Raw genomic sequence first — 24,797 nt, 5'->3', positions numbered from 1 at the left:
AGATAGAGCTAGACCCATAAAGGAGTTGTTTAACACATGACATCTACATTCCATGGTCTGGAGACCAGTAAAAGATCATTATTAGTTAATACAGCAAGCATGCAGACGATGGGTCACAATATCTCAAATGCCAATACGGAAGGGTACACCCGTCAAAGAGTTAATATCTCGGCTTCCAGACCCATATGGCAGATGGGTATGACGAAGAGCCAGGCCCCCGGACAATTGGGGACGGGCGTCCAGTATGACAGCATCACAAGGGTAAGAGACAGCTATCTGGACCTTCAATATCGAAGGGAGAATCAGACGCTTGGTTCTTACGACGTCTTGAACACAACCATGACCGCTATCCAGAATATCGTCAATGAGCCCTCGGACACCGGCCTTAGCAGTGTCATGGACGACTTCTGGAACTCTTGGGAAACACTCAACCGTGACCCTTCCCTCCTGAGCGCCCGCGTTGCAGTGGTCGGAACGGCGCAGAATTTCACCGATACCCTTAAGCATATCAGCGAGTCTCTTACAAATGTGACTACAGATACGAACGCCAATATTGATAAGAAGATCATAGAGGCGAACGATTTGATCAACAATATTGCCCAGCTGAACACGATTATACGGAACAACGAAAGCTTTAGCGACCATGCTAACGATTACCGTGACCAGCGGGATTTGTTAATCGACAAATTGTCAAGTATTGTTGATGTTCAAGTAGTGGAGGATACCGAAGGGATGGTTAGTATTACGTCTGCCGGCGTTAATGTCGTGAACGGCGCCGATACAACCGCTCTGACTGCCGCCAATGCCCAGACCGCTACGGCAGGGCAACTGAATGGATATGTCAGATCGCTTCAGGAAACAGATACAATCCGCAACCAATTGAACGGAATGATTCAGACGCTCGTTACCGGCCAGGTCCAAGTCACACTTGACAACGGATATGTCACGCCGGCAGATATGACTGCTCTTAATGACGTAACCCTGGAAGGCGGGGCGACCATTCTTGCGGGAACTACAATTCCGGCAGGCTCCAGGATCACTTCGCCGATGACCGTTGAGGTAGACGGGTTTAACGGATTACATGAACTGGGTTATACACTGTCCGATCCGGCTACAGCCGGAATCCCCTTCTTTGTATCCCCAGGCGGCGGACCTTTCACGATCGATAACATTGCGGTGAATCCGGAGATCGCCAATAATACGGACAAAATCGCAGCTTCTTCCAAGTATGAAACGGTCGGTGGCGTCAACAAGACGATCCGTGGAAACAGTGATGTCGCAATCGCACTTGTTGGTTTAAGGGATGCTGTATTCCAATTTCCGGCTAACCTGACTTCATTGTCTCAGGGGACGACGGATGATTTCTTTCGGGCGCTCACAGCGGATCTCGGACTTCGCGCCCAAAACATTGAGCGAAACTTCGAGAATGAAACGAATTTGACAACCGCCCTGCAGATGCAGCGTCAGTCTGTAAGCGGCGTCTCCATGGATGAGGAATTATCGGATATGATTCGGTTTCAGCAAGCTTACAACGCCTCCGCGCGTGTTATGACGTCGGTAGACGAAATGCTCGACAAAGTCATTAATAGTATGGGGATCGTAGGACGCTAGGATTAGGAGGATACAGATATGCGCGTAACAGGGTCCATGCAAAATATGCAGCTTTTGGGTAATTTGCGGAACATTAACGAGAGTATGACTCAGGGCCAAAACCAACTGGCAACGGGACAGAGGATCACTAGGCCCAGTGACGATCCGATCGGAGTTGGTTACCAAATGCGGTACGACACCGATCTTGACCGGAGTGACGAGTTTTTGAACAACGCTCAGACCGGGACGGAAATCCTGAAAACAATGGACACTCTTCTGCAGCAGGCTTCCGACGTTATGAAGCGCGCCCGTACGCTTACGCTTCAAGCAGCGAACGGAAACTACGATGCTGAGCAGCGAAAGGCTATATCTTTGGAGATTAAGCAGCTTAAAGAACAGCTTGTGACTATCGGGAACAGCACGTACAATGGACGGTTTTTGTTCAATGGTCAAAAAACGGATCAGGCTCCCTATACTGTAGCGAATGCAGCTTCAGAACCAACGGACTCCGGCTTGTTCTATCTGTATGTCAGCCCCTCGGTAAAGGTGCCGGTAAGCATTACGGGAGAAGAAATATTTGGTCAAGCGGGAACAGATAATGCATTTCAAGTGCTGGATGATTTGGCTACGGCGCTGGACGCTAACAATTCAGCCGGTATTAGCGCCAGTTTGGATAAGATCGACGATAGCGCCGACCGCTTCTCACTCGGATGGGCGGAAATCGGGGCGCGCATGAATCGCTTCGAATTGATGGAGAATCGGATCACGAGTGAGCAGGCAAATTTGAAGGAAATGCGGGCGAATGTGGCTGATGTCGATGTGCCGACGGCTATTACCGACTTAAAGATGAAAGAAGTCGTTCTCCAGTCGGCGCTATCAACCGGTGCGAGAATTATGCAGACGTCATTGCTTGATTTTCTAAGATAACGTCCTGATTCTTGCCAGATCAAAATGGAGGTGGGAGTATGAGGCCAGCCGGTATCGATTCAAGCACTTGGGGGAAATACATTCCGGCCGAGCTCACCATCCGTCTTCGTCCGGCCGAGCTCTTTACTGATTGGACCAGTGTATTCAACGATCTTGATCTTAAGCGTCCACAGTCGCTGATGAGAGATCTGGAGCAGGAAGCCTACAGTCAAAGCTTGGAGAACATAGCCATCAAAGCTCAGGAAGGGGACCGTATGGCGAACTTGGCTGCCGGCGAGAAGAATGTGTTCGGCGCTATCGCTTTCACCCGCTATATGCGGAGCGGACAGAAAGAGATTACGGTGGAAGCCTTGCCGCGTCAAGGCGTATATATCGACTTCCGTATTTATCCGCCGGAAATTCACGTTGATCCGAGAGGAGCCCTTCCCCGATGAGGCAGATTCAGAGTAAGGCTTATGGTGTTCTGAACTTGAATGAGAATCAAATCTATGAATTCGAAGCGGGCATTTTGGGAGTTTCCGATATTTTCCATTACGCGCTTTTTCCGATGGAAGGCACCCCCTTTTTTGTCCTGCATGCACTCGATGAGGAAGTTAGCTTTATATTGCTGCCTGTCCAAGAAGCGGTTCTGGATTACAGCTTTCAAATTCCTGATGAGGTAACAGAACTATTGGCTCTTAATTCGCCTGAAGATGTCGGAGTCATGGTTATTATAAATATCCAACAGGAAGAGCTGTTCGTTAACTTGATGGCTCCCGTACTGCTGTCTCCGTATTCTCTTAGAGGATGCCAGTACATTATCAAAGATCAGGAACTTCCGGTCCGATACCCTCTAAAGGCGGAAGGAGGACGACGAAATGTTGGTGCTGAGACGTAAAATCGGTGAAACGGTGATGATCGGCAGCAATATTCAGGTTCAAATCCTGGGAATTGAAGGGGAGCAGATTAAACTGGGTTTTCTGGCACCGAAAGAGGTTCAAGTCTTACGGCAGGAATTGTATCAAGAAGTTGTTGCCGAGAATATGGCGGCTAAGGAACAGACGGGACATTTACAGCAAGAGCAAATCCTTAACCTTCTGAAAAATTATAAAGGCTAATTATTCTGAAGTAGGTGGGGATGAATATGAATATTAATCGGGTGGATTCGACTCAGCCAGGTAAAGTCAACGGAATTGGAGCTGTGCATCATGTGCAGCCTGTTCCTTCGGTGACTGACTACCAATCGGAAGAGATTCAAAAGAGATCTGATTTTTATAATGAGCAGACGAAAGAGGAACAAGCAAAGTTTGAGGAGCAGATCAAGAAATTGAATGAATCTATTGCCAGCTCAGGCAAAGAGCTTCATTTCAAATATAATGACGAAGCCAAGCAGCTCTATGTAGAGGTTCTTGATTCGCAAACGAAAGAAGTCTTAACCAGTCTCCCTCCGGAATTTCTAATTGACTTGTCGATGAAAATGAAAGAACTCGTGGGCGTATTTTTTGATAAGAAAATTTAAGAATAGAAAGGATGTGTCAATATGGGAGTTAGCATTTCAGGATTAGCTTCGGGCTTTGATTCTGCCGCTTATATTAAGGCCGTCATGAATCAGGAGAAAGTTCCAGTTACTAAACTAGAAACGAAAAAGGAAAACGTGACGAAGTATCAGGGGTTATTTAATACGCTCAAAACAAAGGTGAGTGCCTTAAAAGATGCGGCATTTTCCTTGTCTGACATCAGCGCTTTTAAGGTTAATAGTGCTACTAGCTCCGATACGACCAAGTTGACCGTAACCGCAGGTGATACAGCTTTGGCAGGAGATTACTCGCTAAATGTTACAAGTCTGGCAAAAGCCAGCGTTTATCAAAGCAAGGCTTCAACGGCAATGAGCGGTTTGGCCGGAGAGAAGATTCAACTTAAAATTTCAACCACTGAAGTTAAAGAGATTACATTGACCGGAGCCACTGTCGATGAAATTCTGACCAACCTTGCCAAAGACATCAATCGGGAGTCTGGGGCAGGAATGACCGCTTCCATCGTTCAGTCTGGTCCTGGTGAGAAGAGATTGGTCCTTACTTCTAAAGAGACGGGAACCGAGAATGCAATCTCCTTTATGGATCCATTAGCGACGAATGCAGACGGCTCTCTTACAGCAGCGAGTGTTACAGCTTTAGAAAGTACGGATTCTCATCCGGTTATTACTATGAGTTCTACATTGAAGGCTGCTTTAGGCTACGACCTACCAGATGCAGAAGCACAGCAAGCTGCCGATGCTAAAATGACCATTAATGGAGTCGATGTGACAAGCTCTTCGAACAAAGTAGAAAGTGCGATTCCCGGCGTTACATTGCAGCTCACAGATATAGGCTCTTCTACTGTAAAAGTCAGTCAAGATGCCGATAAAATTAGCGATAAGGTGGATGCATTCGTCAAGGCATACAATGATGTTGTAACTATAATTCGCAATAATACCAAGAAATCCGAAAAAAATAGTGACGGTTCATTGTCTCTTACTCTAATGGGCGACCCAATGCTCCGTGACTTGCAATCCCAATTGAATGATTGGATGAATACTCTTGTTGGCAGCAGCAATGGATTCAAGCTGTTGTCTGATGCGGGGTTGGAAGTTGATAAAGGTGTAACAAGCGCAACTCTGATGACAGGTACCATTACCTTTGATAAGGATCAGTTCAAGGCAAAGCTGGCTGAAAATTCGGACATGCTTAGCAAAATGTTTACGGGAAGTATAGCTAAAGGCGACGCCAATGACGGATTAGGGACATTATTTACGAACAACTTGAAGGTATGGACGGACAGCGTGAATGGACTTATAACATCCAAAATCAAAGGCTACGATTCCGAAATATCCTTTCTTGGCGATCAAATTAATAGCATGAATGACCGTTTGGCGATGAAAGAGCAGCAGCTTCAGCGGCAGTATACCAACCTTGAGGTCGTGATGTCTCAATTGAACAGCCAGAAGACCTGGATGACAAGCCAATTCCAGGCTTTGACCAAGTCTTCTTCATAAATTAACTAACTAACGGGAGATGAGACTAGTGGCGTCACCCAATCTCGCAGGTTATCAGGCCTATCAACAAAATAAATATCAGACGGCTTCCCCTCACCGATTGACTCTTATGCTGTATAACGGAGCCATACAGTTTGCCGGAAAAGCCAAGCAAGCTATCGATGAGCGAAATATATCCGAAGCGAATAAATACATTCAGAAAACGCAGGATATCGTGTACGAGCTCATGTCTGCACTTAATCAGAAAGAGGGCGGGGAAATTGCCCGCAATCTGAAGAATTTGTATTTTTATATGATTGATCGTCTGATTGAAGCCAATATTAAGAAGAACACGGCATCCATTGATGAAGTCGTGGCTATACTGCAGGAATTAAAGTCCGCATGGGAAGAGATCGGAAAGGGTGGTACCCTTGGATCATAAAGACATACTTTTCCTGGCGCATCAACGACACGAACTTTATTTGAAGCTGCTGGATTGCTCGACCAGACAGTTGTCGCTCATGGCAGGCAGGGAGGGGAATGATTTCCCCTCCCTGTTTGAGTGTGAGGCGAAAGAGTGGAATCAGATTACCAAGGAAATTGAATATATTCAGGAGCAGATGAACCTGATCGATCCGGAGAAGTCATCTGCCTCTGATTCTCTATTAGATCTTATGAAGATGATTGAACAAAAGGTTGAAGCTGTTCAACATTCTCTTTCCGAATCCGCTGCGGATACCGGGGCGGATCTGCGATCAGTCAAGAACCAGCGGAAGGTGATGAATGCATATTACCGTCTGGACCAAAATGACCAAATCCCGCTATACTTTGATCACAAAAAATAGTTCGATTTCCTCTCGAAAAATATTGTTGCGAAGACTAAACAAATTCAGAGATTCGCCGATATATATAATAGGCCACAAGGAAGTGGCAAATTCAAACAAAATCATGGAGGATGATTACGATGGGAATGTTTATTAACACTAACGTTGGCGCAATCAACGCTAACCGCAACCTGAGCTTCAACAACACGCAAATGGGTAAAACGATGGAAAAGCTGTCTTCCGGCTACCGCATTAACCGCGCTGCTGACGACGCTGCTGGCCTGGCTATCTCCGAAAAAATGATTTATCAAATCAACGGCTTGAACCAAGCTCAACGTAATGCTCAAGACGGAATCTCGCTCCTGCAAACAGCTGAAGGTGACTTGACTGAAGTTCACTCCATGCTGCAACGTATGAACACCCTGGCTAACCAATCAGCGAACGGTACGTATGACACTACTGACCGTTTAAATCTTCAAGCAGAGGTTACTGAGCTTGTTAAGGAAATTGACAGAATTACGAACAATTCCAATTTCAACGGTGTTAAGTTGCTTGATGGCACTACAGCTAACGTTACATTCCAAATCGGTGTATCCGGTGCTGAGACACTAACTGCAGCCCTGAGCGATAATAATTCTGCGGTTCTGCTCACTACTCCTGTTGACATCTCTACCGCAGCAGGCGCTACTACTGCTCTGGATACTATCAAAACTGCTATTAACACTGTATCCACTAATCGCGCAGCTTTGGGTGCTTATCAAAACCGCCTCGAGCACACAATCAACAGCTTGGGTGTAACTTCTGAGAACTTGTCGGCTGCTAACTCCCGTATTAAAGATGCTGATATGGCGACAGAAATGACAACATTCACCAAGAACCAAATCCTTGTACAAGCTGGTACAGCTATGTTGGCACAAGCTAACTCTGCACCACAAGCTGTTCTTAAGCTGCTGGGATAATAAGCTTTACTAAAGTCAAGGAGCCTCCATTTTGGAGGCTTTTCTATTTTCTCTACGTTACTGTGCAGCCATCTTTGGATTTTTGTATGAGAAGAGAGACTGGCAGTACAAGTTTTACGGATAGAATCGGAATCATTGCTTAGGGAACTTAGCGAGAGCCAATGGTACGTACTGATGTTGAGGATAGAAAGGCCCGTTCTTCTATACTTGGAAGATATTTTGGGCAACTATGTAATATTCGAGGTTTACATTTACATACTAATTTGGTGACCACCACATGAATGAGGAGAATAGTATGAAAAAGAAAAAACTGCTTTTACCTGCTTTGCTAGCCCTTCTATCATTGCTCGCCTTTACACTGAATACTTATGCAGAAACGCCTGGCTCAACTAACCTAGTACCTATAATGACATCAAACACCGCGCCTTCAGGTATTGTTACATCAAGTAGTATTTGGAGTAGCAATCATCAACCTTACCAAGTTTTTGATGGAAAAGATACTGATTATGGATGGTCCTCCGCAGAGCATGTAGTTCAAGGATGGATATCTTATGAATTTGAAACACCAGTGATTGTTAATGCTTATTCACTTCAAGCAAGAACCAAATTTATAGATTATAAGACTGAGTCGCCTAAGGACTGGACTTTTGAAGGCTGGGACGGAAGCCAATGGATAGTTCTTGATACACAATCTAACATTTCAGGATGGGAGAGTAACGTTAAAAAAGAGTTTAGTTTTAGTAATGATGTTGAATATAAGAAATATCGTCTTAACATTACAAAAAATAACGGAAATACATCTTATGTAACGCTTGGGGCCATGGAAATGATGTATAATCCAGTGAGCCTCCCTACTGAACCAACACCGACAACCACCACAGAACTAACACCAACACCAACACCGACACCAACACCGACACCGATAGTCACTATAGAACCAACGCCGACCGCTACCCCAGAAGAATCAACGGGCAACCGTGCGATGCTGATTATTACTATGGATACAGGTTTGGAGAAAGAATTCGATCTTTCGATTACCGAAGTGAATGCGTTTCTAGATTGGTACGATGCACGCGACGCTGGAACAGGTCCTGCCAAGTTCGCAATCAATAAGCATGATAATAATAAGGGACCATTCAGCAAACGAACGGATTACGTGATCTTCGACAAGATTTTAACCTTTGAAGTTAATGAATACTAAGTGGCCCGAATAATGTATTAAATCAGCACTGAATCCCCTCACAGGCTGAGTCCTAACGGGGGATTCATTTTAACTCAATTGTTAGTATTTTGGCTAGAGGAATTGAGAAACTGATTCCAGATCATCAAACATCAAGATCGGTACGATTGGGAGGGAACGATGAAAACACTCGCGCTGACTATGATCGCCCGAAATGAAGAAGCGGTATTGAGCCGTTGTCTCGAAAGTGCACGGAATCTGGTGGATGAGATCATCCTCGTTGATACTGGCTCAACGGACGACACTAAGCAAATTGCTCACTCTTTTGGAGCGAAAGTCTATGATTGGACTTGGAATCAGAATTTTTCGGATGCCAGAAATGCTGCACTTGAGCATTCTTCATGTGACTGGAATCTGGTTCTTGATGCGGATGAATATATCAACAATGATTGCGAAGATGCTCTTCGTCAGTTTATCCATCAAGGAGATCGCATCGGAAAAATTAAATTGGTGAATCAATTTCTTGACAATGGGAATATATTATCCTATGCACAATGCTTCATATCAAGATTATTTCCATCCGGGCTGCGGTATGAGGGAAGGATTCATGAGCAGATTATTTCCGATCTACCCAGAGCCACAATTCCGGTTGAGGTTCAACATGACGGCTATATGAAACCGAAGTCGGATCGGAATATTCCAATTCTGGAACTGGAAATTCAAAAACATCCGAACGATTCCTACTATCATTACCAGATTGCCAAAGAGTATAGAGGAATTGATGATCATCTTCAGGCCTATCATCATTTGAAAAAAGCTTATGCGTTGTTGACAAAGCAAGAGTCCTATTCGCCTAATGTTATCGTGAACTTGTTATACGAGATCATTGCCATTGATCGTTTAGAGGAAGGGCTGCCTATTGTCCGAAAAGAACAGAGATTTTTACATGATTTTGCTGACTTTCAGTTTGTTTGCGGCATTTTTTACATGAAATTGATTCTGGGTAATACGGCGAAGTATATCGACCTGTTCCCCCTGATTGAAGAATCTTATCTGAAATGTCTACAAATCGGGGAGACAGACCGGTATGATAACGTTATTGGGACGGGAAGTTTTACTGCGTTGCATAATCTGGGAAGCTTTTACGAGGTTACGGGTAAACTGGACAAGGCCAAGCATTGTTATCAGGAAGCAGCCGCTTTAGGATATGAGCCATCAAGAATGAGGCTTCAACAACTTAGGTTATGAATACTGTACACAAGAATTTTAAATCGCTTTGATGTTTCAAAACCGAGCTGAGCGGTTATGTTAAAGTATGTTCATAATTTTGAGTTTGCTAAAGTTTGTTTCCCGGGAGAAAATAATTGGGAATTTCAAGAGAGAAAACACTTTCTATCCCAATTGACAATGGGGAAGCGGCGGTGTTATAGTCAGAATTGTGAGCAAAACTCACGTTCATTTGATGATGAAGGGAATGTTCAAGCAATGGAAGGTAAAGTAAAATGGTTTAACGCAGAAAAAGGTTACGGTTTCATCGAGACTGCAGAAGGCGGCGACGTATTCGTTCACTTCTCCGCGATCCAAACCGAAGGTTTCAAAACGCTGGAAGAAGGACAATCCGTTGAGTTTGATATCGTGGAAGGCGCACGCGGACCACAAGCAGCTAACGTAATCAAATTATAATCATCCGGCACAGCCGACCTACATATACGGTAGATGGTTAGCAAATTGAGACGACGCTAGCGTAAGACCCCGGAACTTCCGGGGTCTTTTTTGTTAACTTTTTAAGAAGAATACATGATTTGTAAAAAATCAAGCAGGAATTTGTTAATTCCTCCTAGAATTTGGGTGATGGGTAATTGTTGAGCTTTCTTCTGTCTTGCTTATGACTATTCCCACCACAAAGATAGGAGAGTGAACGACAGAATGAAAAAGTTTTGGCGCGGTCTTCTGACCGGCATGCTTGGAATCGGGATGGTGTTTGGCTCGCTTAGCGCCGCATCCGCTGCCCCCACGCCTAAGGACATTCAAGGTCACTGGGCGCAAAGCAAATTGCAGGACTGGTTGGACAAAGGATATTTGACGGGCTACCCGGACGGCACCTTTAAACCGAACAAAGCGATTACACGAGCGGAATATGTGGCTCTGATCAATCGTCTGTTCAGCTTTAAAGACACGGCAACGGTTACTTTTACCGATGTCAAGGCTTCGAACTGGGCTTACAGCGAGGTGGCGAAGGCGGTTAAAGCCGGCTATATCCGTGGCTATGAGAATAACACCTTCCGTCCAGGTAATCCGATTACACGCCAAGAGGCGGCGGTTATTGCCGCAAATGTACTGCGTCTGAGCAACGATACGACGTCGACGACGTTCAAGGATGCTGCGCAAATCTCGATCTGGGCCCGTGGAGCGGTTGCAGCGACGGCCAATCTGAAGATTATTAACGGCTATCCGAATGGCACGTTCGCTCCGAAGAAATCGCTTACTCGCGCGGAGGCGGTAAACATCGTCGGGAATTCGGCCGCCCACTATTCTGGTGAGCCGAGCGCAACACCAACGCCTACACCGACTCCGTCAGCAACACCTGCTCCGGTACCTTCTGCCGGTACTGGCGGCGGCGGTGGCGGCGGAGATACAGTCGTGTATCCGACAGTTAGCGGAGCAACCTACAGCCATGTAGGCGCTGTAACGGCTGATGTCTACTTGACACCCAGCGTCACCGGTTCGGTCTACTATGTGGTCGCACCTGGTACGGCGGCACTGCCAACCGTTAACGACGTGTATCTCGGTTCGGCGGGAAGCGGCGTTACTGTTGCTAATAAAGGCTTCAAAGCTGCAACCGCTGGCAGCACGGTATCCTTCTCTGTCTATGGACTGACGGCCAATACGGATTATTCCGCATTCATCATTCTTGTTGATCAATACGGCAATAAGTCATTGAGTGCAGCAAGAGTGGACTTCAAAACGGCGGCCAGCACCACCGTAACGGGAATCACTTACGCTGCCCCGGGAGCGTCGACCACCGTTACATCCGTGGTATACGTGACTTATGAAGCGGTTGGCGACTCCGCAGGCCAAATTCGTTATGTGGTGATTCCGTCCGATCCGTCGGTTGCCCCGGGAGCCGCAGCTCCTAGCGCCGCACAGGTATGGAACGGGCAAAACGCTGCGGGTGTGGAAGTGGGCAGCGGCTGGAGCGGAACTCCGGCGGTTACGGTCGGTACCCAAACTCCAATTACAATTACCGGTCTTGCCAGCGGTAAGGAATACAAGGTTTATCTTGTAGCGGGCAACGGCAGCGGAAGTTATTCGCCGGTGGAAGTCGTCACCGTGCAGACCAAGTAAAAAACAGCGGAATAGAAAGCTCAACAACCGATAACAGAGGATTTACCCGCGGACCTGAGAGCCTTGTCGCTTCAGGTCTTTTTTTTGCACTTGAAAGCGTATTAACATAATTTTAAACTTTTTACATGGCGCTTACGTTTTGGTATAATAGAGGTGCAAAGGAGGAGTGCCCATGCAATTCAGCATTCGAGGTCAACAAATTGAAGTGACCGACGCTTTGAGAGAGTATGTTGATAAGAAGCTCAGCAGACTTGAGAAGTATTTCGATGCGCCCCCTACCCAGGAAGGATACGTGACGCTCAGCGTGTTACGGGGTCTTCATACGGTGGAAGTGACTATCCCGCTAAACGGTGTCACGCTTCGGGCGGAAGTCCGCAGCGAAGATATGTATGCTTCTATCGACGGTGTAGTGGACAAGCTGGAGCGCCAAATCCGCAAGCATAAGACCAAGCTCAATCGAAAGTTCCGACAGGAAGGAAGCCTGAAGACGCTTTTTGTGGAAAATGGATCGGCGGGCTCCGTCGCCTTGGAGGAACAGGATGAAGAGCTGGAGGTCGTGCGCAACAAACGCTTCACATTGAAGCCGATGGACGTGGAGGAAGCGATCCTGCAAATGAATATGGTGGGACATAATTTCTTTGTATTTTCCAACATTGACACTTCCGAGGTTAGCGTCGTGTACAAACGCAATGACGGCAAGTACGGATTGATTGAACAAGGTTGATCTGTAATTCAGGTGCCGAAACAGACTTCAGATGAAAAAAATTTACCCGAGCCCTTATTCGCGTGAAGCGGATGGGGCTCTTGTGCGTATAAATGTATGTCTGCATAACAGGTAACTTCTGCTTGTATTGCGGCAACTCTTACAAACTGATACAATTTATGAAGCAGCGGAATCGGATACGGTAAAGCGGCCCTTTCAATATTGTTGAGGATGGGCTGAGGTTCCACCATCTGTGTTGCATGAAAGGGGTTAACCATGCTAGGACTTGTTAAGAAGATATTCGGCGATACGAATGAACGCGATGTCAAACGTCTGATGAGGACGGTCGAAGTTGTTAATGGACTGGAGCCGGAATTCCAGGCGCTGTCCGATGAAGCCTTAAGAGCCAAGACTGAAGTGTTCCGCGCTCGGATTGAGCAAGGGGAGACTCTAGAGGAAATTCTGCCGGAGGCATTCGCAACCGTACGCGAAGCTTCGAGACGCGCGCTGGGCATGCGGCATTTTGACGTCCAACTCGTTGGAGGAATGGCGCTGCATGAAGGCAAGATCGCCGAGATGAAGACCGGCGAGGGCAAGACGCTGGTAGGTACGCTGCCGGTTTACTTGAACGCTCTGCTTGGGAAAGGTGTGCATGTCGTTACGGTCAATGATTATCTGGCCCAGCGCGACAGCGCCCAAATGGGACAAATCTACAATTTCTTGGGCATGACGGTCGGGGTTAACCTGAACGGCATGGACCATGCCGATAAACAGAATGCTTACGCCTGCGATATTACGTACGGCACGAATAACGAATTCGGGTTTGACTATTTGCGCGATAACATGGTGCTTTACAAAGAGCAAATGGTGCAGCGCCCGCTCTACTTCTGCATCATTGACGAAGTGGACTCCATTCTGATCGACGAAGCGCGGACGCCGCTTATCATTTCCGGACAAGCTGAGAAGTCGACGGAGCTGTACTATGCCGCAGACCGCTTTGTAAAGAGACTGCAGGCTGAGGAGCATTACACCGTGGACATCAAGGTAAAGTCCGTCGCGCTGACTGAGAAAGGCGTGGCGATTGCCGAGAAGGCTTTTGGCATCGAGAACCTGTATGACCACAGCCATGTTACGCTTAACCACCATATTGTTCAAGCCCTTAAGGCAAATGTCATTATGCGCCGCGACGTCGATTATGTGGTGACGGATGATGAAGTTGTCATCGTCGATGAATTTACGGGACGGCTGATGGCGGGACGCCGCTACAGCGACGGGCTGCATCAGGCGATTGAGGCGAAGGAAGAAATTCAGGTACAGAACGAGAGCATGACGCTCGCCACCATTACGTTCCAGAACTACTTCCGCATGTACCGCAAGCTGGCCGGCATGACCGGTACGGCGAAGACGGAAGAAGAGGAATTTAAGAAAATTTACGGACTGGAAGTTCTCCAGGTACCGACAAATAAGCCGAATCAGCGTGCAGATATGCCTGATGTGGTCTACAAGAGCGAGAACGGCAAGTTTAACGCCGTTGTCGAGGAGATTGTGGAACGGCATAAGAAGAACCAGCCGGTGCTGGTTGGTACGGTATCGATCGAGAATTCCGAGCGCGTCTCGGAAATGCTGAAGCGCAAGGGCGTGAAGCATCAGGTGCTGAACGCCAAGCATCATGCGGCGGAAGCGGAAATTATCTCGCATGCGGGACAACCCGGCACGGTTACGATTGCCACCAATATGGCGGGACGCGGCACCGACATTATCTTGGGTGAAGGTGTGGCGGAAGTCGGCGGCCTGCATATTATTGGTACCGAGCGCCATGAATCCCGGCGGATCGACAACCAGCTTCGCGGACGGGCGGGCCGCCAGGGCGATCCGGGCTCGACACAGTTCTATCTGTCGCTGGGCGATGAACTGATGAAGCGCTTTGGCGCGGACAACGTGCTGAATATGATGGAGCGTCTGGGCTTTGAAGAGGACCAGCCGATTGAGAGCCGGATGATTACCCGTGCGGTGGAGTCGGCACAGAAGCGGGTCGAAGGCAACAACTTCGATATCCGCAAGGTCGTTCTTCAATATGACGATGTCATGAACCAGCAGCGCGAAATTATCTACAAGCAGCGCCGCGAAATTCTGGAATCGGAAAATATCAAGGATGTTGTCATCGAAATGATCCGGCCGGTCATTGATCGGGTCGTAGAGGCACATTGCAGCGACGATATTCCTGAGAACTGGGAACTGCAGGAAGTAGCTGACTATGTGAACAGCAAGCTGCTGGATGAAAGCTCCCTCACCCGCGACGATTTGTGGGGCAAGGAAGCTGAGGAGATCGTGGAGTTCATCTTCGAGAAGGTGCTGGAGAAATACGCAGCCCGCGAAGAACGCCTCGGCTCCGAACTGGTGCGTGAATTCGAGAAGGTTATCGTGATGCGGGCCGTCGACAGCAAATGGATGGACCACATTGATGCAATGGACCAGCTTCGCCAAGGTATTCATCTGCGTGCTTACGGCGGCACCGATCCGCTGCGCGAATATCAGTTTGAAGGCTTTGAGATGTTCAATGCGATGACGGCGACCATCCAGGAAGAAGTGGCGACCTACATCATGAAGGCCCACATCGAGACCAACCAAGAGCGTCAATCGGTCGTGGAGGAGAATAAGATTTCCACAAACGGCGAGCCTGCCGAGAAACGTCCGGTAGCGGTCGGCCAGACGGTGGGACGCAATGATCCTTGTCCTTGCGGCAGCGGCAAGAAATTTAAGAACTGTCACGGACAAAACGCCTAAGAGTTATTCCGCCGGTAAAGGCGTCAGGATGAAAACGTAGAACGGCTGGGCCGGGGAGATTCCCGTAAGCGGCTCAGCCGTTTCTTCCTGATTAAATCTTTTCAAGTATATTTTTCACGGAAAGGTGCAGTGAGTCATGATTGATCCAAGTGTAAAGCAAGACTTGCGCGAAATCGGCAAGAAATTAACTAACCTTAGGGGGTCTCTTTGACTTAGACCTCAAGCAGGAGATGATCGCCAACTTCGAGGAGAAGATGGCTGCTCCGGATTTCTGGGATGATAATGAGAAGGCGCAGGGCGTTATTGCCGAAATGAACGCTGTTAAATCCAGTGTGGACCAATATCAGAAGCTGCAGCAGGAATATGACGATGCGCTGCTTATGGCCGAACTTGCCGAGGAAGAAGGCGACGAGGAACTGGCTGCCGAGATCGGAACAAATGTATCAGCGCTGACGGGCAAGCTTGAGGAATTTGAACTTCAGCTCCTGCTTAATCAGCCTTACGATAAGCTGAATGCCATTCTGGAGCTCCACCCAGGCGCAGGCGGAACCGAATCCCAGGACTGGGGCCAGATGCTACTCAGAATGTATACCCGGTGGGCGGAGAAGCGCGGTTTCAAGGTGGAGGTTCTGGACTATCTGCCAGGAGATGAAGCTGGAATCAAAAGCGTAACGCTGCTGATCAAAGGCTATAACGCATATGGCTATCTGAAAGCGGAAAAAGGCGTTCACCGTCTGGTGCGCATTTCCCCGTTCGATGCTTCCGGCCGCCGGCATACCTCATTTGTATCCTGCGATGTGGTGCCGGAAATCAATGAAGACATCGACATTGAGATCCGCACCGAGGATCTGAAGATCGATACGTACCGGGCTACCGGTGCGGGCGGACAGCATATCAATACGACAGATTCGGCGGTCCGGATTACCCACCAGCCGACCGGCATAGTCGTTACCTGTCAGAATGAACGCTCCCAGATTAAGAACCGGGAGCGCGCGATGACGATGCTGCGTTCCAAGCTGTACGAGCGCAAGCTGGAAGAGCAGCAGCGTGAGCTGGACGAGATCCGCGGCGAGCAGTCGGATATTGCTTGGGGCAGCCAGATCCGTTCCTATGTCTTCCACCCGTACAGCATGGTTAAGGACCACCGGACCTCAGTGGAGACGGGTAATGTCGGTTCTGTGATGGACGGCGATCTGGACGCCTTTATCGACGGATATTTACGCAGCCAGATCAAGACCGAGGCCGAATAACCAATGTCCAAAATAAAGACACGGAGCAGGGCGCCGCTTATTCCGCTGAACGGACCGCTCCGTCATCTTGCGGACACGACGATGATCACCGTCGGCTCGCTCATTACCGCGCTCGCTTTCAACTTGTTCTTGCTGCCGAACCGGATCGCTTCCGGCGGCGTATCGGGCTTGTCTGTTTTGGCAGAGTCGTGGTTGAGAGCGGAGCCGGCTTTTACCCAGTGGGCGCTCAACATCCCGCTCTTTATACTTGGCGTATTCATCCTGGGCCGGAATTATGGGCTCCGGTCACTGCTGGGCAGCATTGTGCTGCCGCTGTTCATTTACTTGACCAAAGACGGTCCGGTGCCGACCGCTAATCCTCTGCTGGCCTCTATCTACGGCGGAATTGGCGTCGGTCTCGGTCTTGGCCTGGTGTTCCGGGGACGCGGCTCGACAGGGGGCCTTACGATTCTGGCGCAGATTATCCAGAAGGTGACCGGCCTCAGCTTCTCCATGTCCGTCGTCCTGTTAGACGGCACGGTGATTACGCTGGCGGCATTCGTGCTGGGGATGGAGCAGGCGATGTACGCGCTGATCGGCCTGTTCGTAACAGGCAGAGTGATCGACGCGCTGGAAGTGGGCTTCAGTTACACGAAGGTGGCGTATATCATTTCTGACCATACGGAGGCGATCTCCGAGGCGATTCTGAATGATTTGGACCGGGGCCTAACGAAGCTGGAGGCTCAAGGCGGATATACCGGCGACAGCCGCACGGTGCTGATGGTAGCGGTTGGACAGAATGAGACGTCCCGTCTGAAGGCGATTGTTCGCTCGGTGGACCCTGGGGCGTTCGTTATTATCAGCGACGCGCATGAGGTGCTGGGCAAAGGGTTCAAGAGAGAAGCGTAGTTTTTCCTGTGTTTAATAGGAGAAGCGGCGCTTCTTTTTTTTCGAAATATAAGAAAGTGAAAATTGAACAAGATAAGGGAGGAATCCACGACTCTTGCCGGATATAAATGTTACATAATCTGTTGTATTTATATTAATCCGGTTGTATAATAATACATATTTCTTAGGACGGCGGATAGTGGAGATATCCGGTATAATAGTGAGAAAAGGCAGGAGGAACGGGAATGACGGTGGAAGGCAAGCTAAGGGCGGCAATCGTGGGATCGACAGGGTATGGAGGCGTGGAACTGATCAGGCTGCTGCAGGGTCATCCGAAAGTTGAGATCACTTCAGTAATATCCTCTTCAAGCGCGGGGACGCCGATCGAAGAAGGATTTCCGCATTTAACCGGCGTGCTGAGCAAGAATCTGGACGGCGTGGATGCGGCGGAGATTAAGGAGAGGGCGGATGTCGTGTTCACGGCAACGCCGCACGGCGTCAGCGCCAAGCTCGTTCCGCAGCTGCTGGAGGCGGGGCTTAAGGTTGTGGATCTGTCCGGTGATTTCCGGTTGAAAGACGGCGGCGAATACGAGCTCTGGTATAAACATCCGGCTCCGCAGGAGAGTTATTTAGAGCAGGCGGTCTATGGGCTGTGCGAGGTGTTCGGAGAACGCGTGGCCGGCGCGGAGTTCATCTCTAATCCGGGCTGCTATCCGACAGCAACGCTGCTTGGTCTGATTCCGGCGGTTAAGGCGGGCTGGATCAAGCCGGAGAGCATTATCGTCGACGCGAAATCGGGCGTATCGGGCGCTGGACGCGGAGTGAACGTGGGCGTTCATTATGCGGAAGTGAATGAGAATTTCAAAGCTTATAAGATCAACAAGCATCAGCATACCCCTGAAATCGAGCAGGTTCTCACTGAGATTGCCGGGGAAAAGGTGACGGTAACGTTCACCACCCATCTCGTTCCGATGACGCGGGGGATTATGACCACGATCTATGCGGGGTTGACCGGGGATTACAGCGAGCAGGACTTTATTGAATTGTATCGCAGCTATTATGAGGGCAGATCTTTTGTCCGGGTGCGTAATGCCGGAATCTGGCCGGCGACCAAGGAAGTCAGCGGATCGAATTATTGCGACATCGGATTTGCGGCGGATGCCCGTACAGGACGGATCACCATTATTTCGGTTATCGACAATCTGGTAAAAGGCGCTGCGGGGCAGGCTATTCAGAATCTCAATTTGATGATGGGATGGGAGGAAACCCTTGGACTCGGCTACACGCCTGTGTATCCGTAAAGCTAAGCGGGAAATAAGAACATGAGCGAGAAGCTGTACACCGTCGTGGAAGGCGGAAGCATTACGACACCAAGAGGATTTATATCTGGAGGCCTGCACTGCGGCTTGAAAAAAACCGACCGCAACGATCTCGCAGCCATACTGTGCGAGGTGCCGGCAACGGCTGCGGCGGTATATACGACGAATCTGTTCCAGGCTGCTCCTCTAAAGGTAACACGGGAAAGCCTCGGCAGCGGAGTTCTTCGGGCTGTAGTTGTCAACAGCGGCAATGCCAATGCCTGCACCGGAGAACATGGCGAGGCCGATGCCTATGAGATGCGGGCGGCTGCCGCTCAGCATTTGGGCGTAAGCGAGGACGATGTGGCGGTTGCATCGACGGGCGTCATTGGCGAGCTGCTGAAGATGGACCGTGTACGCAGCGGCCTGGCCGCTCTACCGGAGAAGCTTTCGGGTGATGCGGACGGAGCGGAGGAGTTCTGCCAGGCGATTTTGACCACCGATTTGGTGAAAAAGGAATGCTGCGTAAAGGTATGGATCGGGGATACGGAAGTCTTGATCGCCGGCGCGGCGAAGGGTTCCGGCATGATTCATCCGAATATGGCCACCATGCTCGGCTTTATGACGACGGATGCCGCCATTGGGCAGGAGGAGCTTCAGACGCTGCTGCGCAAGGCGACGGATACGACCTTCAATATGATTACCGTGGACGGGGATACAAGCACGAACGATATGCTGGTCGCGATGGCCAGTGGTCTGGCCGGAAACGAAGAGCTGAATAAGCTGCATCCGGATTGGGAAGCTTTTGAAGCGGCGTTTACACATGTGTGCCGCCATCTTGCAATGGCGATTGCCAGAGACGGCGAAGGCGCAACCCATTTGGTGGAGGTACAGGTTAGCGGCGCGGGCGACGAAGCGGCGGCGCGCGCGATTGCGAAGACTGTCGTAGGCTCCAGCCTGGTTAAATCCGCCATATTCGGCGCGGATGCGAACTGGGGACGGATTATTGCCGCAGTCGGCCGAGCGGGCGTTCCGGTAACGGTAGATAAGGTGGATATATCGCTGGGCGCGATCGAGGTGCTGCGCCAATCGAAGCCGGTGGCTTTTGACGAAGCGGAAGCCTTGGCCTATTTGCAGGGGGATACTACACTTATTACCGTGAATTTGGCAGACGGAGAGGGCAGCGCCACCGCATGGGGCTGCGATCTGACGTATGATTATGTGCGGATTAACGCCGCATACCGGACGTAAGAGACGGGCCTCGGCCAATTGCTGCAGAGCATTTACAGATGGCGGCATAATACAGCCTTTTATAAGGAAGGATAACGAAACTCATGAGCGATGCATATGAACCTAATAGCGCGGGCAATGAGAGAATGTTCGTGATGAAGTGCGGCGGCAGTACGCTGACCGCGCTTCCGGATTCTTTTTTTGATGAGCTCCGGCATCTGCAGGAGGATGGTGTACAGCCGATTATCGTTCACGGCGGCGGACCGGCGATATCGGGAAATCTGGCTCGTCTCGGCATCGAGAGCAGCTTTGTGAACGGCCTGCGGGTGACGACCGAGGAAGTGCTCGACGTTGTAGAAATGACGCTGTCGGGCAGCATCAACAAGGCGATTGTAAGGCGAATTCAGGGGAGCGGCGGCAGGGCGATCGGCTTATCCGGCGTGGATGGCAACCTTATTACCGCCGCTCCCGTGGCGAACAGCGACGAGGTAGGGCTTGTAGGCCATGTGACCGGGGTGAAGGCGGAAATTATTGCGGGTATTCTGGCGCTCGGCTATATGCCTATTATTGCGCCGCTTGGCGTGGATAATGCTGGGCAGCGGTACAATATCAACGCCGATACGGCAGCTGGAGCGGTCGCTTCCTACATGAAGTCGCCGCAAATGATTGTGGTGACCGATGTTCCGGGAATTTTGACGACTGCGGAAGACGGAACCAAGAAGGTTCTGCCGATGGTGACGGTTGCCGAGATTGACAACATGATCGACAGCGGCGAGATTTACGGGGGGATGATCCCCAAGGTCCGAGCGGCGGTGGACTGTATCCAGGGCAGCGTGTCCGAGGTCGTCATTGTCGACGGCAAGGAGCCGGGAGTGCTGAGCCGGGTGCTGTCCGGTGAAACCATCGGGACGCGGATCGTACGGGAGTAAGGGGAATAGCGGAAATTCAGGCACACGGCAAAGGGCGGTATATGCGGAACGCCGGAGCCTGCTGGATTTGAGCAAGTAAATAATGCCGGAAGCCGCGTCAGGCGGCGGGGCGGGGGAGAGTGAATGGAAATGAGCAAGCTTACGCAGGCAGAAAATCATTCTTTGAAGGAAGTACAGGTCGCGGACACGGGAGCGGGAATCAGCACGGCGGGTCAGCCGGCGGCTTCCGGCAAGCTGGAACATGTTTTTCCTTCCTATGCGAGATACGATATCAGTCTGGTTAAGGGTAAAGGAAGCTGGGTATGGGACGACAAAGGCAATAAATATCTTGACTTCACCTCCGGTCTGGCGGTGACCAGCCTTGGACACGCTCCGGAGAAGGTTGGCGAGAAATTGAAAGCCCAGATCGATACGCTGTGGCATGTATCCAACCTGTTCCACATTCCTGGTCAGGACAAAGTGGCTGAGCTGTTGACCGCCAATAGCTGCGCGGATCAGGTGTTCTTCTGCAACAGCGGAGCGGAATCGAATGAAGCTGCGATCAAGCTGGCGCGCCGCTATCACCAGAAGGTGAAAGGCACGGGCCGCTACGAGATCATTACATTCGAGCAGTCTTTCCACGGACGCACGCTGGCGACGCTGACGGCAACGGGACAGCAGAAGGTAAAAGACGGTTATCTGCCGCTGCCGCAGGGCTTTGTGACGGTGCCTCTCCATGATCTTCCGGCGCTCGAAGCGGCCATCGGAGAAAACACAGCCGCGATCATGCTGGAGATGGTGCTGGCAGAAGGCGGCGTGCTTGAGGTGCAGCCGGAGTTCTTGAACAGCGTCGTGGCGCTGTGTAAGCAGCACGGCCTGCTGCTGATCGTGGATGAAGTGCAGACCGGAATGGGCCGCACGGGCAAGCTGTTCGCGCATCAGCATTACGGCATTGAGCCGGATATTTTCACGGTGGCCAAGGGCATAGCGAGCGGCTTCCCGGCTGGAGTCATGCTGGCGAAGGGCTATCTGCGCGAGGCGTTCACTCCGGGCAGCCATGCTTCGACGTTCGGCGGCACGCCGCTGGCGACGGCGGTTATAGCGGCTACCATCGAGACGATGCTGGAGGATGATCTTCCAGAGCGCGCGGCTGAGTCCGGCGAATATTTGACCGGGCTGCTGAAAGAGAAGCTGGCCGATTGTCCATTCGTAGTGGACGTCCGCGGCAAAGGTCTATTGATCGGCATTGAGTGCCAATCTCCCGTTGGCGAGATCGTGCTGGCCGGCCAATCCAAGGGTCTGCTGTTCGTCACGGCCGGAACCCATGTCATCCGTCTGCTGCCGAACCTTTATGTAAGCAAGGAAGAAATTCGCCAGGCGGTGGACATCCTTTCGGATCTCATTCATACTTATGCTGACGAGCATCAGGCTAAGTGAGCGCAAAGCGGACACTGCAAGCAATAAATTAACGGGTAACTATTCCCGCAGCATAGATAGGCTTTAGTGCAACCTTCCCTTTTTTGCAGGGTTGTTTGACAGAGCTATATTGTGAATAACAAGGAGGAACGGATTCATGGGTCAGGGCATCACGGACAACACACAGGGCATCGTGCTCAAAGGCCGGGATTTTCTGGAGCTGGACGACTACAGTACGGAAGAAATCCAGTATCTGATCGATCTGGCGATCGAGCTGAAGCGCAAGCAGAAGAACGGTGAAGTATATCAGCCGCTGCTGGGCAAGACGATCGGTCTTATTTTTGAAAAATCATCCACACGCACGCGCGTATCCTTCGAGGTGGGCATGTATCAGCTTGGCGGACATGCTCTGTTCCTGAGCAAGAACGACATTCAGCTTGGACGCGGCGAGACGGTGGGCGATACGGCGCAGGTCATGTCGCGTTATCTGGACGGCATCATGATCCGCACATTCGGGCATGACAAGGTCGAAGAGCTGGCCCGCTACGCGTCGGTGCCCGTTATTAACGGCCTGAGCGATTTGGCGCATCCGTGCCAGGTGCTGGCCGATTATCAAACGGTTTATGAGCACAAAGGCCGCTTGAAGGGCCTGAAGCTTGCCTATATCGGCGATGGCAACAATATGGCGCATTCCCTGCTGCTGGGCGGGGCGAAGCTCGGCGTCCATGTGTCGGTAGCGGGACCGGAAGGCTACGAGCCGGATGCAGCCGTTGTGGCCAAGGCGCGGGAAATCGCCAAAGAGACCGGCTCCGAGATCGTGATTACGCGCAGTCCGGAGGAAGCGGTGAAGGATGCGGATGTTATCTATACGGACGTATGGGCGAGCATGGGCTTTGAGGAAGAGCAGCTCAAGCGGGAAGCCGCGTTCAAGGATTATCAGGTAAACGAGGAGCTCGTCAAAGGCGCGAAGAGCGACTATATGTTCCTGCACTGCCTGCCTGCCCACCGGGGCGAGGAAGTGACCGCTGGAATTATCGACGGACCGAACTCCTACATTTTCGATGAGGCGGAGAATCGGCTGCATGCGCAAAAAGCGTTGATGGCCGCCCTGATGGGCTAATCTGTCCGGCTTAGCGTTGATTCACAGCGAGAAATCCCTTAAGCAGAAAGGAAGAATTTTTTAATGGCAAAAGAAAAAATCGTGCTCGCCTATTCCGGCGGCCTGGATACCTCGGTCATTCTGAAATGGCTGAAAGAAACGTACGACGCGGAAATTATTGCTTTTACGGCCGATATCGGCCAGAAGGAAGAGCTGGACGGTCTGGAGGAAAAAGCGCTCGCAACCGGCGCGTCGAAAGTTTATATCGACGACCTGCGCGAGGAATTCGCCAAGGATTTCATCTACCCGATGTTCCAGGCCGGGGCGCTGTATGAAGGGCAGTACCTGCTCGGCACCAGTATCGCCCGCCCGCTGATCGCCAAGCGCATGGTCGACATCGCTATTGCAGAAGGCGCGACAGCGATTGCTCACGGCGCTACCGGCAAAGGCAACGACCAGGTGCGCTTTGAGCTTGGCGCGGCTGGCCTTGCTCCGAATATCAAGGTGATCGCGCCTTGGCGGCTTGAAGAGTTCCGTAACCAGTTCCCTGGCCGCGCGGAAATGATCGCCTACGCGGAAGCGAACGGCATCCCGGTTCAGGCATCGGCGGCGAAGCCGTATTCAATGGACCGCAATCTGCTGCATATTAGCTACGAGAGCGGCGTCCTGGAAGATCCGTGGTTCGACGCCAGCGCGCCGGAGAACAAGGAAATGTTCCTGCTGACGAATGCGCCGGAAGACGCTCCGGATCAGCCGGAGTATATCGAACTGGAATTCCTGAAAGGCGACTGCGTTGCCCTTAACGGCGAGCCGCTTGCGCCTTTGCAGGTAATGGAGAAGCTGAACGAGCTGGGCGGCAAGCACGGTATCGGTCGCGTGGACATGGTGGAGAACCGCTTCGTCGGCATGAAGAGCCGTGGGGTATACGAGACTCCTGGCGGCACTATCCTGTTCACCGCCCACCGCAAAATGGAATCCATCACGATGGACCGTGAAGTGATGAACGTCCGCGACAGCCTGATTACCCGTTACAGCACGCTGGTATACAACGGTTTCTGGTTTGCTCCGGAACGCAAAGCCATTCAGGCGCTTGTGACTGAGAGCCAGCAGAACGTAACCGGAACCGTACGCCTCAAGCTGTATAAAGGGAACATTATCGCCGCAGGCGTTAAGAGTCCGGTCAGCCTGTACAATCCGAATATCGCGACGATGGAGGCCGACCCGACACAGGCCTATGATCAGGGCGACGCTACGGGCTTCATCCGCCTGAACGCGCTGCGCCTGAAGGTTTCCACCGGAGTGGCTGAATCGGCGAAATAAGGCAACCTGAGCAATAAGGTATACCCGGGACTGGGGAGCGGCAGTATATCCTCACAAGCCCGGGTTTTTCCATGAAAGCGCACGGAAGAGATCTATTTTGAAAAGGGG

The 24,797-nt window shown here is 50.7% G+C and carries 24 protein-coding genes; all 24 read left to right on the top strand.

Annotated elements, in window-relative coordinates:
- Nucleotides 1–36: 36 nt before the first annotated feature.
- On the top strand, nucleotides 37–1,611 hold the full coding sequence (gene flgK / locus VK70_RS20240) for a flagellar hook-associated protein FlgK (RefSeq protein ID WP_025695511.1): 1,575 nt from the start codon (nucleotides 37–39) through the stop codon (nucleotides 1,609–1,611).
- A gap of 18 nt (nucleotides 1,612–1,629) precedes the next feature.
- The gene (gene flgL / locus VK70_RS20235; RefSeq protein ID WP_025695510.1) at nucleotides 1,630–2,517 is read left to right on the top strand and encodes a flagellar hook-associated protein FlgL; all 888 of its coding nucleotides are present in this window, start codon (nucleotides 1,630–1,632) and stop codon (nucleotides 2,515–2,517) included.
- A gap of 38 nt (nucleotides 2,518–2,555) precedes the next feature.
- The gene (locus VK70_RS20230) at nucleotides 2,556–2,951 is read left to right on the top strand and encodes a DUF6470 family protein (RefSeq protein WP_025695509.1); all 396 of its coding nucleotides are present in this window, start codon (nucleotides 2,556–2,558) and stop codon (nucleotides 2,949–2,951) included.
- Nucleotides 2,948–3,394 carry a flagellar assembly protein FliW gene (gene fliW, locus VK70_RS20225; RefSeq protein ID WP_025695508.1) on the top strand — a complete coding sequence of 149 codons (447 nt, stop codon included), beginning with the start codon at nucleotides 2,948–2,950 and terminating at the stop codon, nucleotides 3,392–3,394. Before VK70_RS20230 ends, fliW begins: the two co-directional genes overlap by 4 nt.
- Nucleotides 3,375–3,614: a carbon storage regulator CsrA gene (gene csrA / locus VK70_RS20220; RefSeq protein WP_025695507.1), complete on the top strand. Its 240-nt coding sequence runs from the start codon at nucleotides 3,375–3,377 to the stop codon at nucleotides 3,612–3,614. The genes fliW and csrA overlap by 20 nt, the downstream gene beginning before the upstream one ends.
- Before the next feature lie 26 nt (nucleotides 3,615–3,640).
- Nucleotides 3,641–4,015, top strand: coding sequence for a flagellar protein FlaG (locus tag VK70_RS20215; protein ID WP_025695506.1), 375 nt, complete (start codon nucleotides 3,641–3,643; stop codon nucleotides 4,013–4,015).
- A gap of 21 nt (nucleotides 4,016–4,036) precedes the next feature.
- Nucleotides 4,037–5,527 (top strand): flagellar filament capping protein FliD, encoded by a 1,491-nt coding sequence (fliD, locus tag VK70_RS20210; protein WP_025695505.1) that lies wholly within the window; start codon nucleotides 4,037–4,039, stop codon nucleotides 5,525–5,527.
- A 28-nt stretch (nucleotides 5,528–5,555) separates the two neighbouring features.
- The gene (gene fliS, locus VK70_RS20205) at nucleotides 5,556–5,948 is read left to right on the top strand and encodes a flagellar export chaperone FliS (RefSeq protein WP_025695504.1); all 393 of its coding nucleotides are present in this window, start codon (nucleotides 5,556–5,558) and stop codon (nucleotides 5,946–5,948) included.
- Nucleotides 5,938–6,351, top strand: coding sequence for a hypothetical protein (locus VK70_RS20200; RefSeq protein ID WP_025695503.1), 414 nt, complete (start codon nucleotides 5,938–5,940; stop codon nucleotides 6,349–6,351). The genes fliS and VK70_RS20200 overlap by 11 nt, the downstream gene beginning before the upstream one ends.
- Before the next feature lie 119 nt (nucleotides 6,352–6,470).
- Entirely contained in the window at nucleotides 6,471–7,289 is an 819-nt protein-coding gene (locus tag VK70_RS20195) for a flagellin N-terminal helical domain-containing protein (RefSeq protein WP_025695502.1), read from the top strand.
- Nucleotides 7,290–7,584: 295 nt separating this feature from the next.
- Nucleotides 7,585–8,490 carry a discoidin domain-containing protein gene (locus tag VK70_RS20190; protein WP_025695501.1) on the top strand — a complete coding sequence of 302 codons (906 nt, stop codon included), beginning with the start codon at nucleotides 7,585–7,587 and terminating at the stop codon, nucleotides 8,488–8,490.
- Nucleotides 8,491–8,649: 159 nt separating this feature from the next.
- Entirely contained in the window at nucleotides 8,650–9,717 is a 1,068-nt protein-coding gene (locus VK70_RS20185) for a glycosyltransferase family 2 protein (protein WP_025695500.1), read from the top strand.
- Between the two features lie 237 nt (nucleotides 9,718–9,954).
- Nucleotides 9,955–10,152, top strand: coding sequence for a cold shock domain-containing protein (locus tag VK70_RS20180; protein ID WP_025336789.1), 198 nt, complete (start codon nucleotides 9,955–9,957; stop codon nucleotides 10,150–10,152).
- A 243-nt stretch (nucleotides 10,153–10,395) separates the two neighbouring features.
- Nucleotides 10,396–11,814, top strand: coding sequence for an S-layer homology domain-containing protein (locus tag VK70_RS26710; RefSeq protein ID WP_025695499.1), 1,419 nt, complete (start codon nucleotides 10,396–10,398; stop codon nucleotides 11,812–11,814).
- A gap of 172 nt (nucleotides 11,815–11,986) precedes the next feature.
- Nucleotides 11,987–12,538: a ribosome hibernation-promoting factor, HPF/YfiA family gene (gene hpf / locus VK70_RS20170; protein ID WP_025695498.1), complete on the top strand. Its 552-nt coding sequence runs from the start codon at nucleotides 11,987–11,989 to the stop codon at nucleotides 12,536–12,538.
- Nucleotides 12,539–12,793: 255 nt separating this feature from the next.
- Complete coding sequence (gene secA / locus VK70_RS20165; RefSeq protein WP_025695497.1) at nucleotides 12,794–15,301, top strand: preprotein translocase subunit SecA; 2,508 nt, start codon at nucleotides 12,794–12,796, stop codon at nucleotides 15,299–15,301.
- Between the two features lie 136 nt (nucleotides 15,302–15,437).
- Nucleotides 15,438–16,551 (top strand): peptide chain release factor 2 gene (prfB, locus tag VK70_RS20160; protein ID WP_144415280.1). Its coding sequence is split into 2 segments (ribosomal slippage): nucleotides 15,438–15,509 and nucleotides 15,511–16,551, totalling 1,113 coding nucleotides; the frame shifts between segments, so codons are not numbered across the junction.
- A 3-nt stretch (nucleotides 16,552–16,554) separates the two neighbouring features.
- A complete protein-coding gene (locus tag VK70_RS20155; protein ID WP_025695495.1) occupies nucleotides 16,555–17,439 on the top strand; it encodes a YitT family protein in 885 nt (294 codons plus the stop codon).
- 224 nt (nucleotides 17,440–17,663) lie between these two features.
- On the top strand, nucleotides 17,664–18,719 hold the full coding sequence (gene argC / locus VK70_RS20150) for an N-acetyl-gamma-glutamyl-phosphate reductase (RefSeq protein ID WP_046723664.1): 1,056 nt from the start codon (nucleotides 17,664–17,666) through the stop codon (nucleotides 18,717–18,719).
- Between the two features lie 21 nt (nucleotides 18,720–18,740).
- Nucleotides 18,741–19,967: a bifunctional glutamate N-acetyltransferase/amino-acid acetyltransferase ArgJ gene (argJ, locus tag VK70_RS20145; RefSeq protein WP_025699548.1), complete on the top strand. Its 1,227-nt coding sequence runs from the start codon at nucleotides 18,741–18,743 to the stop codon at nucleotides 19,965–19,967.
- A gap of 83 nt (nucleotides 19,968–20,050) precedes the next feature.
- Nucleotides 20,051–20,875 (top strand): acetylglutamate kinase, encoded by an 825-nt coding sequence (gene argB, locus VK70_RS20140; RefSeq protein WP_025699550.1) that lies wholly within the window; start codon nucleotides 20,051–20,053, stop codon nucleotides 20,873–20,875.
- Between the two features lie 129 nt (nucleotides 20,876–21,004).
- Complete coding sequence (locus VK70_RS20135) at nucleotides 21,005–22,291, top strand: aspartate aminotransferase family protein (protein WP_025699552.1); 1,287 nt, start codon at nucleotides 21,005–21,007, stop codon at nucleotides 22,289–22,291.
- Between the two features lie 136 nt (nucleotides 22,292–22,427).
- Nucleotides 22,428–23,390, top strand: a complete 963-nt coding sequence (gene argF, locus VK70_RS20130) for an ornithine carbamoyltransferase (protein WP_025699554.1) — start codon at nucleotides 22,428–22,430, stop codon at nucleotides 23,388–23,390.
- A gap of 63 nt (nucleotides 23,391–23,453) precedes the next feature.
- Complete coding sequence (locus VK70_RS20125; protein WP_025699556.1) at nucleotides 23,454–24,689, top strand: argininosuccinate synthase; 1,236 nt, start codon at nucleotides 23,454–23,456, stop codon at nucleotides 24,687–24,689.
- Nucleotides 24,690–24,797: the final 108 nt, after the last annotated feature.

The sequence above is a fragment of the Paenibacillus durus ATCC 35681 genome (genome assembly GCF_000993825.1).
Classification (GTDB): domain Bacteria; phylum Bacillota; class Bacilli; order Paenibacillales; family Paenibacillaceae; genus Paenibacillus_AQ; species Paenibacillus_AQ durus_B.
The sequence above is the reverse complement of the archived record's forward strand: the minus strand, read 5'-3'. Positions and strand labels throughout refer to the sequence as shown.

Coding starts and splice junctions, on each gene's coding strand:
- flgK (WP_025695511.1), top strand. CDS start 37: ATGACATCTACATTCCATGGTCTGGAGACCAGTAAAAGATCATTATTA.
- flgL (WP_025695510.1), top strand. CDS start 1,630: ATGCGCGTAACAGGGTCCATGCAAAATATGCAGCTTTTGGGTAATTTG.
- VK70_RS20230 (WP_025695509.1), top strand. CDS start 2,556: ATGAGGCCAGCCGGTATCGATTCAAGCACTTGGGGGAAATACATTCCG.
- fliW (WP_025695508.1), top strand. CDS start 2,948: ATGAGGCAGATTCAGAGTAAGGCTTATGGTGTTCTGAACTTGAATGAG.
- csrA (WP_025695507.1), top strand. CDS start 3,375: ATGTTGGTGCTGAGACGTAAAATCGGTGAAACGGTGATGATCGGCAGC.
- VK70_RS20215 (WP_025695506.1), top strand. CDS start 3,641: ATGAATATTAATCGGGTGGATTCGACTCAGCCAGGTAAAGTCAACGGA.
- fliD (WP_025695505.1), top strand. CDS start 4,037: ATGGGAGTTAGCATTTCAGGATTAGCTTCGGGCTTTGATTCTGCCGCT.
- VK70_RS20195 (WP_025695502.1), top strand. CDS start 6,471: ATGGGAATGTTTATTAACACTAACGTTGGCGCAATCAACGCTAACCGC.
- VK70_RS20190 (WP_025695501.1), top strand. CDS start 7,585: ATGAAAAAGAAAAAACTGCTTTTACCTGCTTTGCTAGCCCTTCTATCA.
- VK70_RS20185 (WP_025695500.1), top strand. CDS start 8,650: ATGAAAACACTCGCGCTGACTATGATCGCCCGAAATGAAGAAGCGGTA.
- VK70_RS20180 (WP_025336789.1), top strand. CDS start 9,955: ATGGAAGGTAAAGTAAAATGGTTTAACGCAGAAAAAGGTTACGGTTTC.
- VK70_RS26710 (WP_025695499.1), top strand. CDS start 10,396: ATGAAAAAGTTTTGGCGCGGTCTTCTGACCGGCATGCTTGGAATCGGG.
- hpf (WP_025695498.1), top strand. CDS start 11,987: ATGCAATTCAGCATTCGAGGTCAACAAATTGAAGTGACCGACGCTTTG.
- secA (WP_025695497.1), top strand. CDS start 12,794: ATGCTAGGACTTGTTAAGAAGATATTCGGCGATACGAATGAACGCGAT.
- VK70_RS20155 (WP_025695495.1), top strand. CDS start 16,555: ATGTCCAAAATAAAGACACGGAGCAGGGCGCCGCTTATTCCGCTGAAC.
- argC (WP_046723664.1), top strand. CDS start 17,664: ATGACGGTGGAAGGCAAGCTAAGGGCGGCAATCGTGGGATCGACAGGG.
- argJ (WP_025699548.1), top strand. CDS start 18,741: ATGAGCGAGAAGCTGTACACCGTCGTGGAAGGCGGAAGCATTACGACA.
- argB (WP_025699550.1), top strand. CDS start 20,051: ATGAGCGATGCATATGAACCTAATAGCGCGGGCAATGAGAGAATGTTC.
- VK70_RS20135 (WP_025699552.1), top strand. CDS start 21,005: ATGAGCAAGCTTACGCAGGCAGAAAATCATTCTTTGAAGGAAGTACAG.
- argF (WP_025699554.1), top strand. CDS start 22,428: ATGGGTCAGGGCATCACGGACAACACACAGGGCATCGTGCTCAAAGGC.
- VK70_RS20125 (WP_025699556.1), top strand. CDS start 23,454: ATGGCAAAAGAAAAAATCGTGCTCGCCTATTCCGGCGGCCTGGATACC.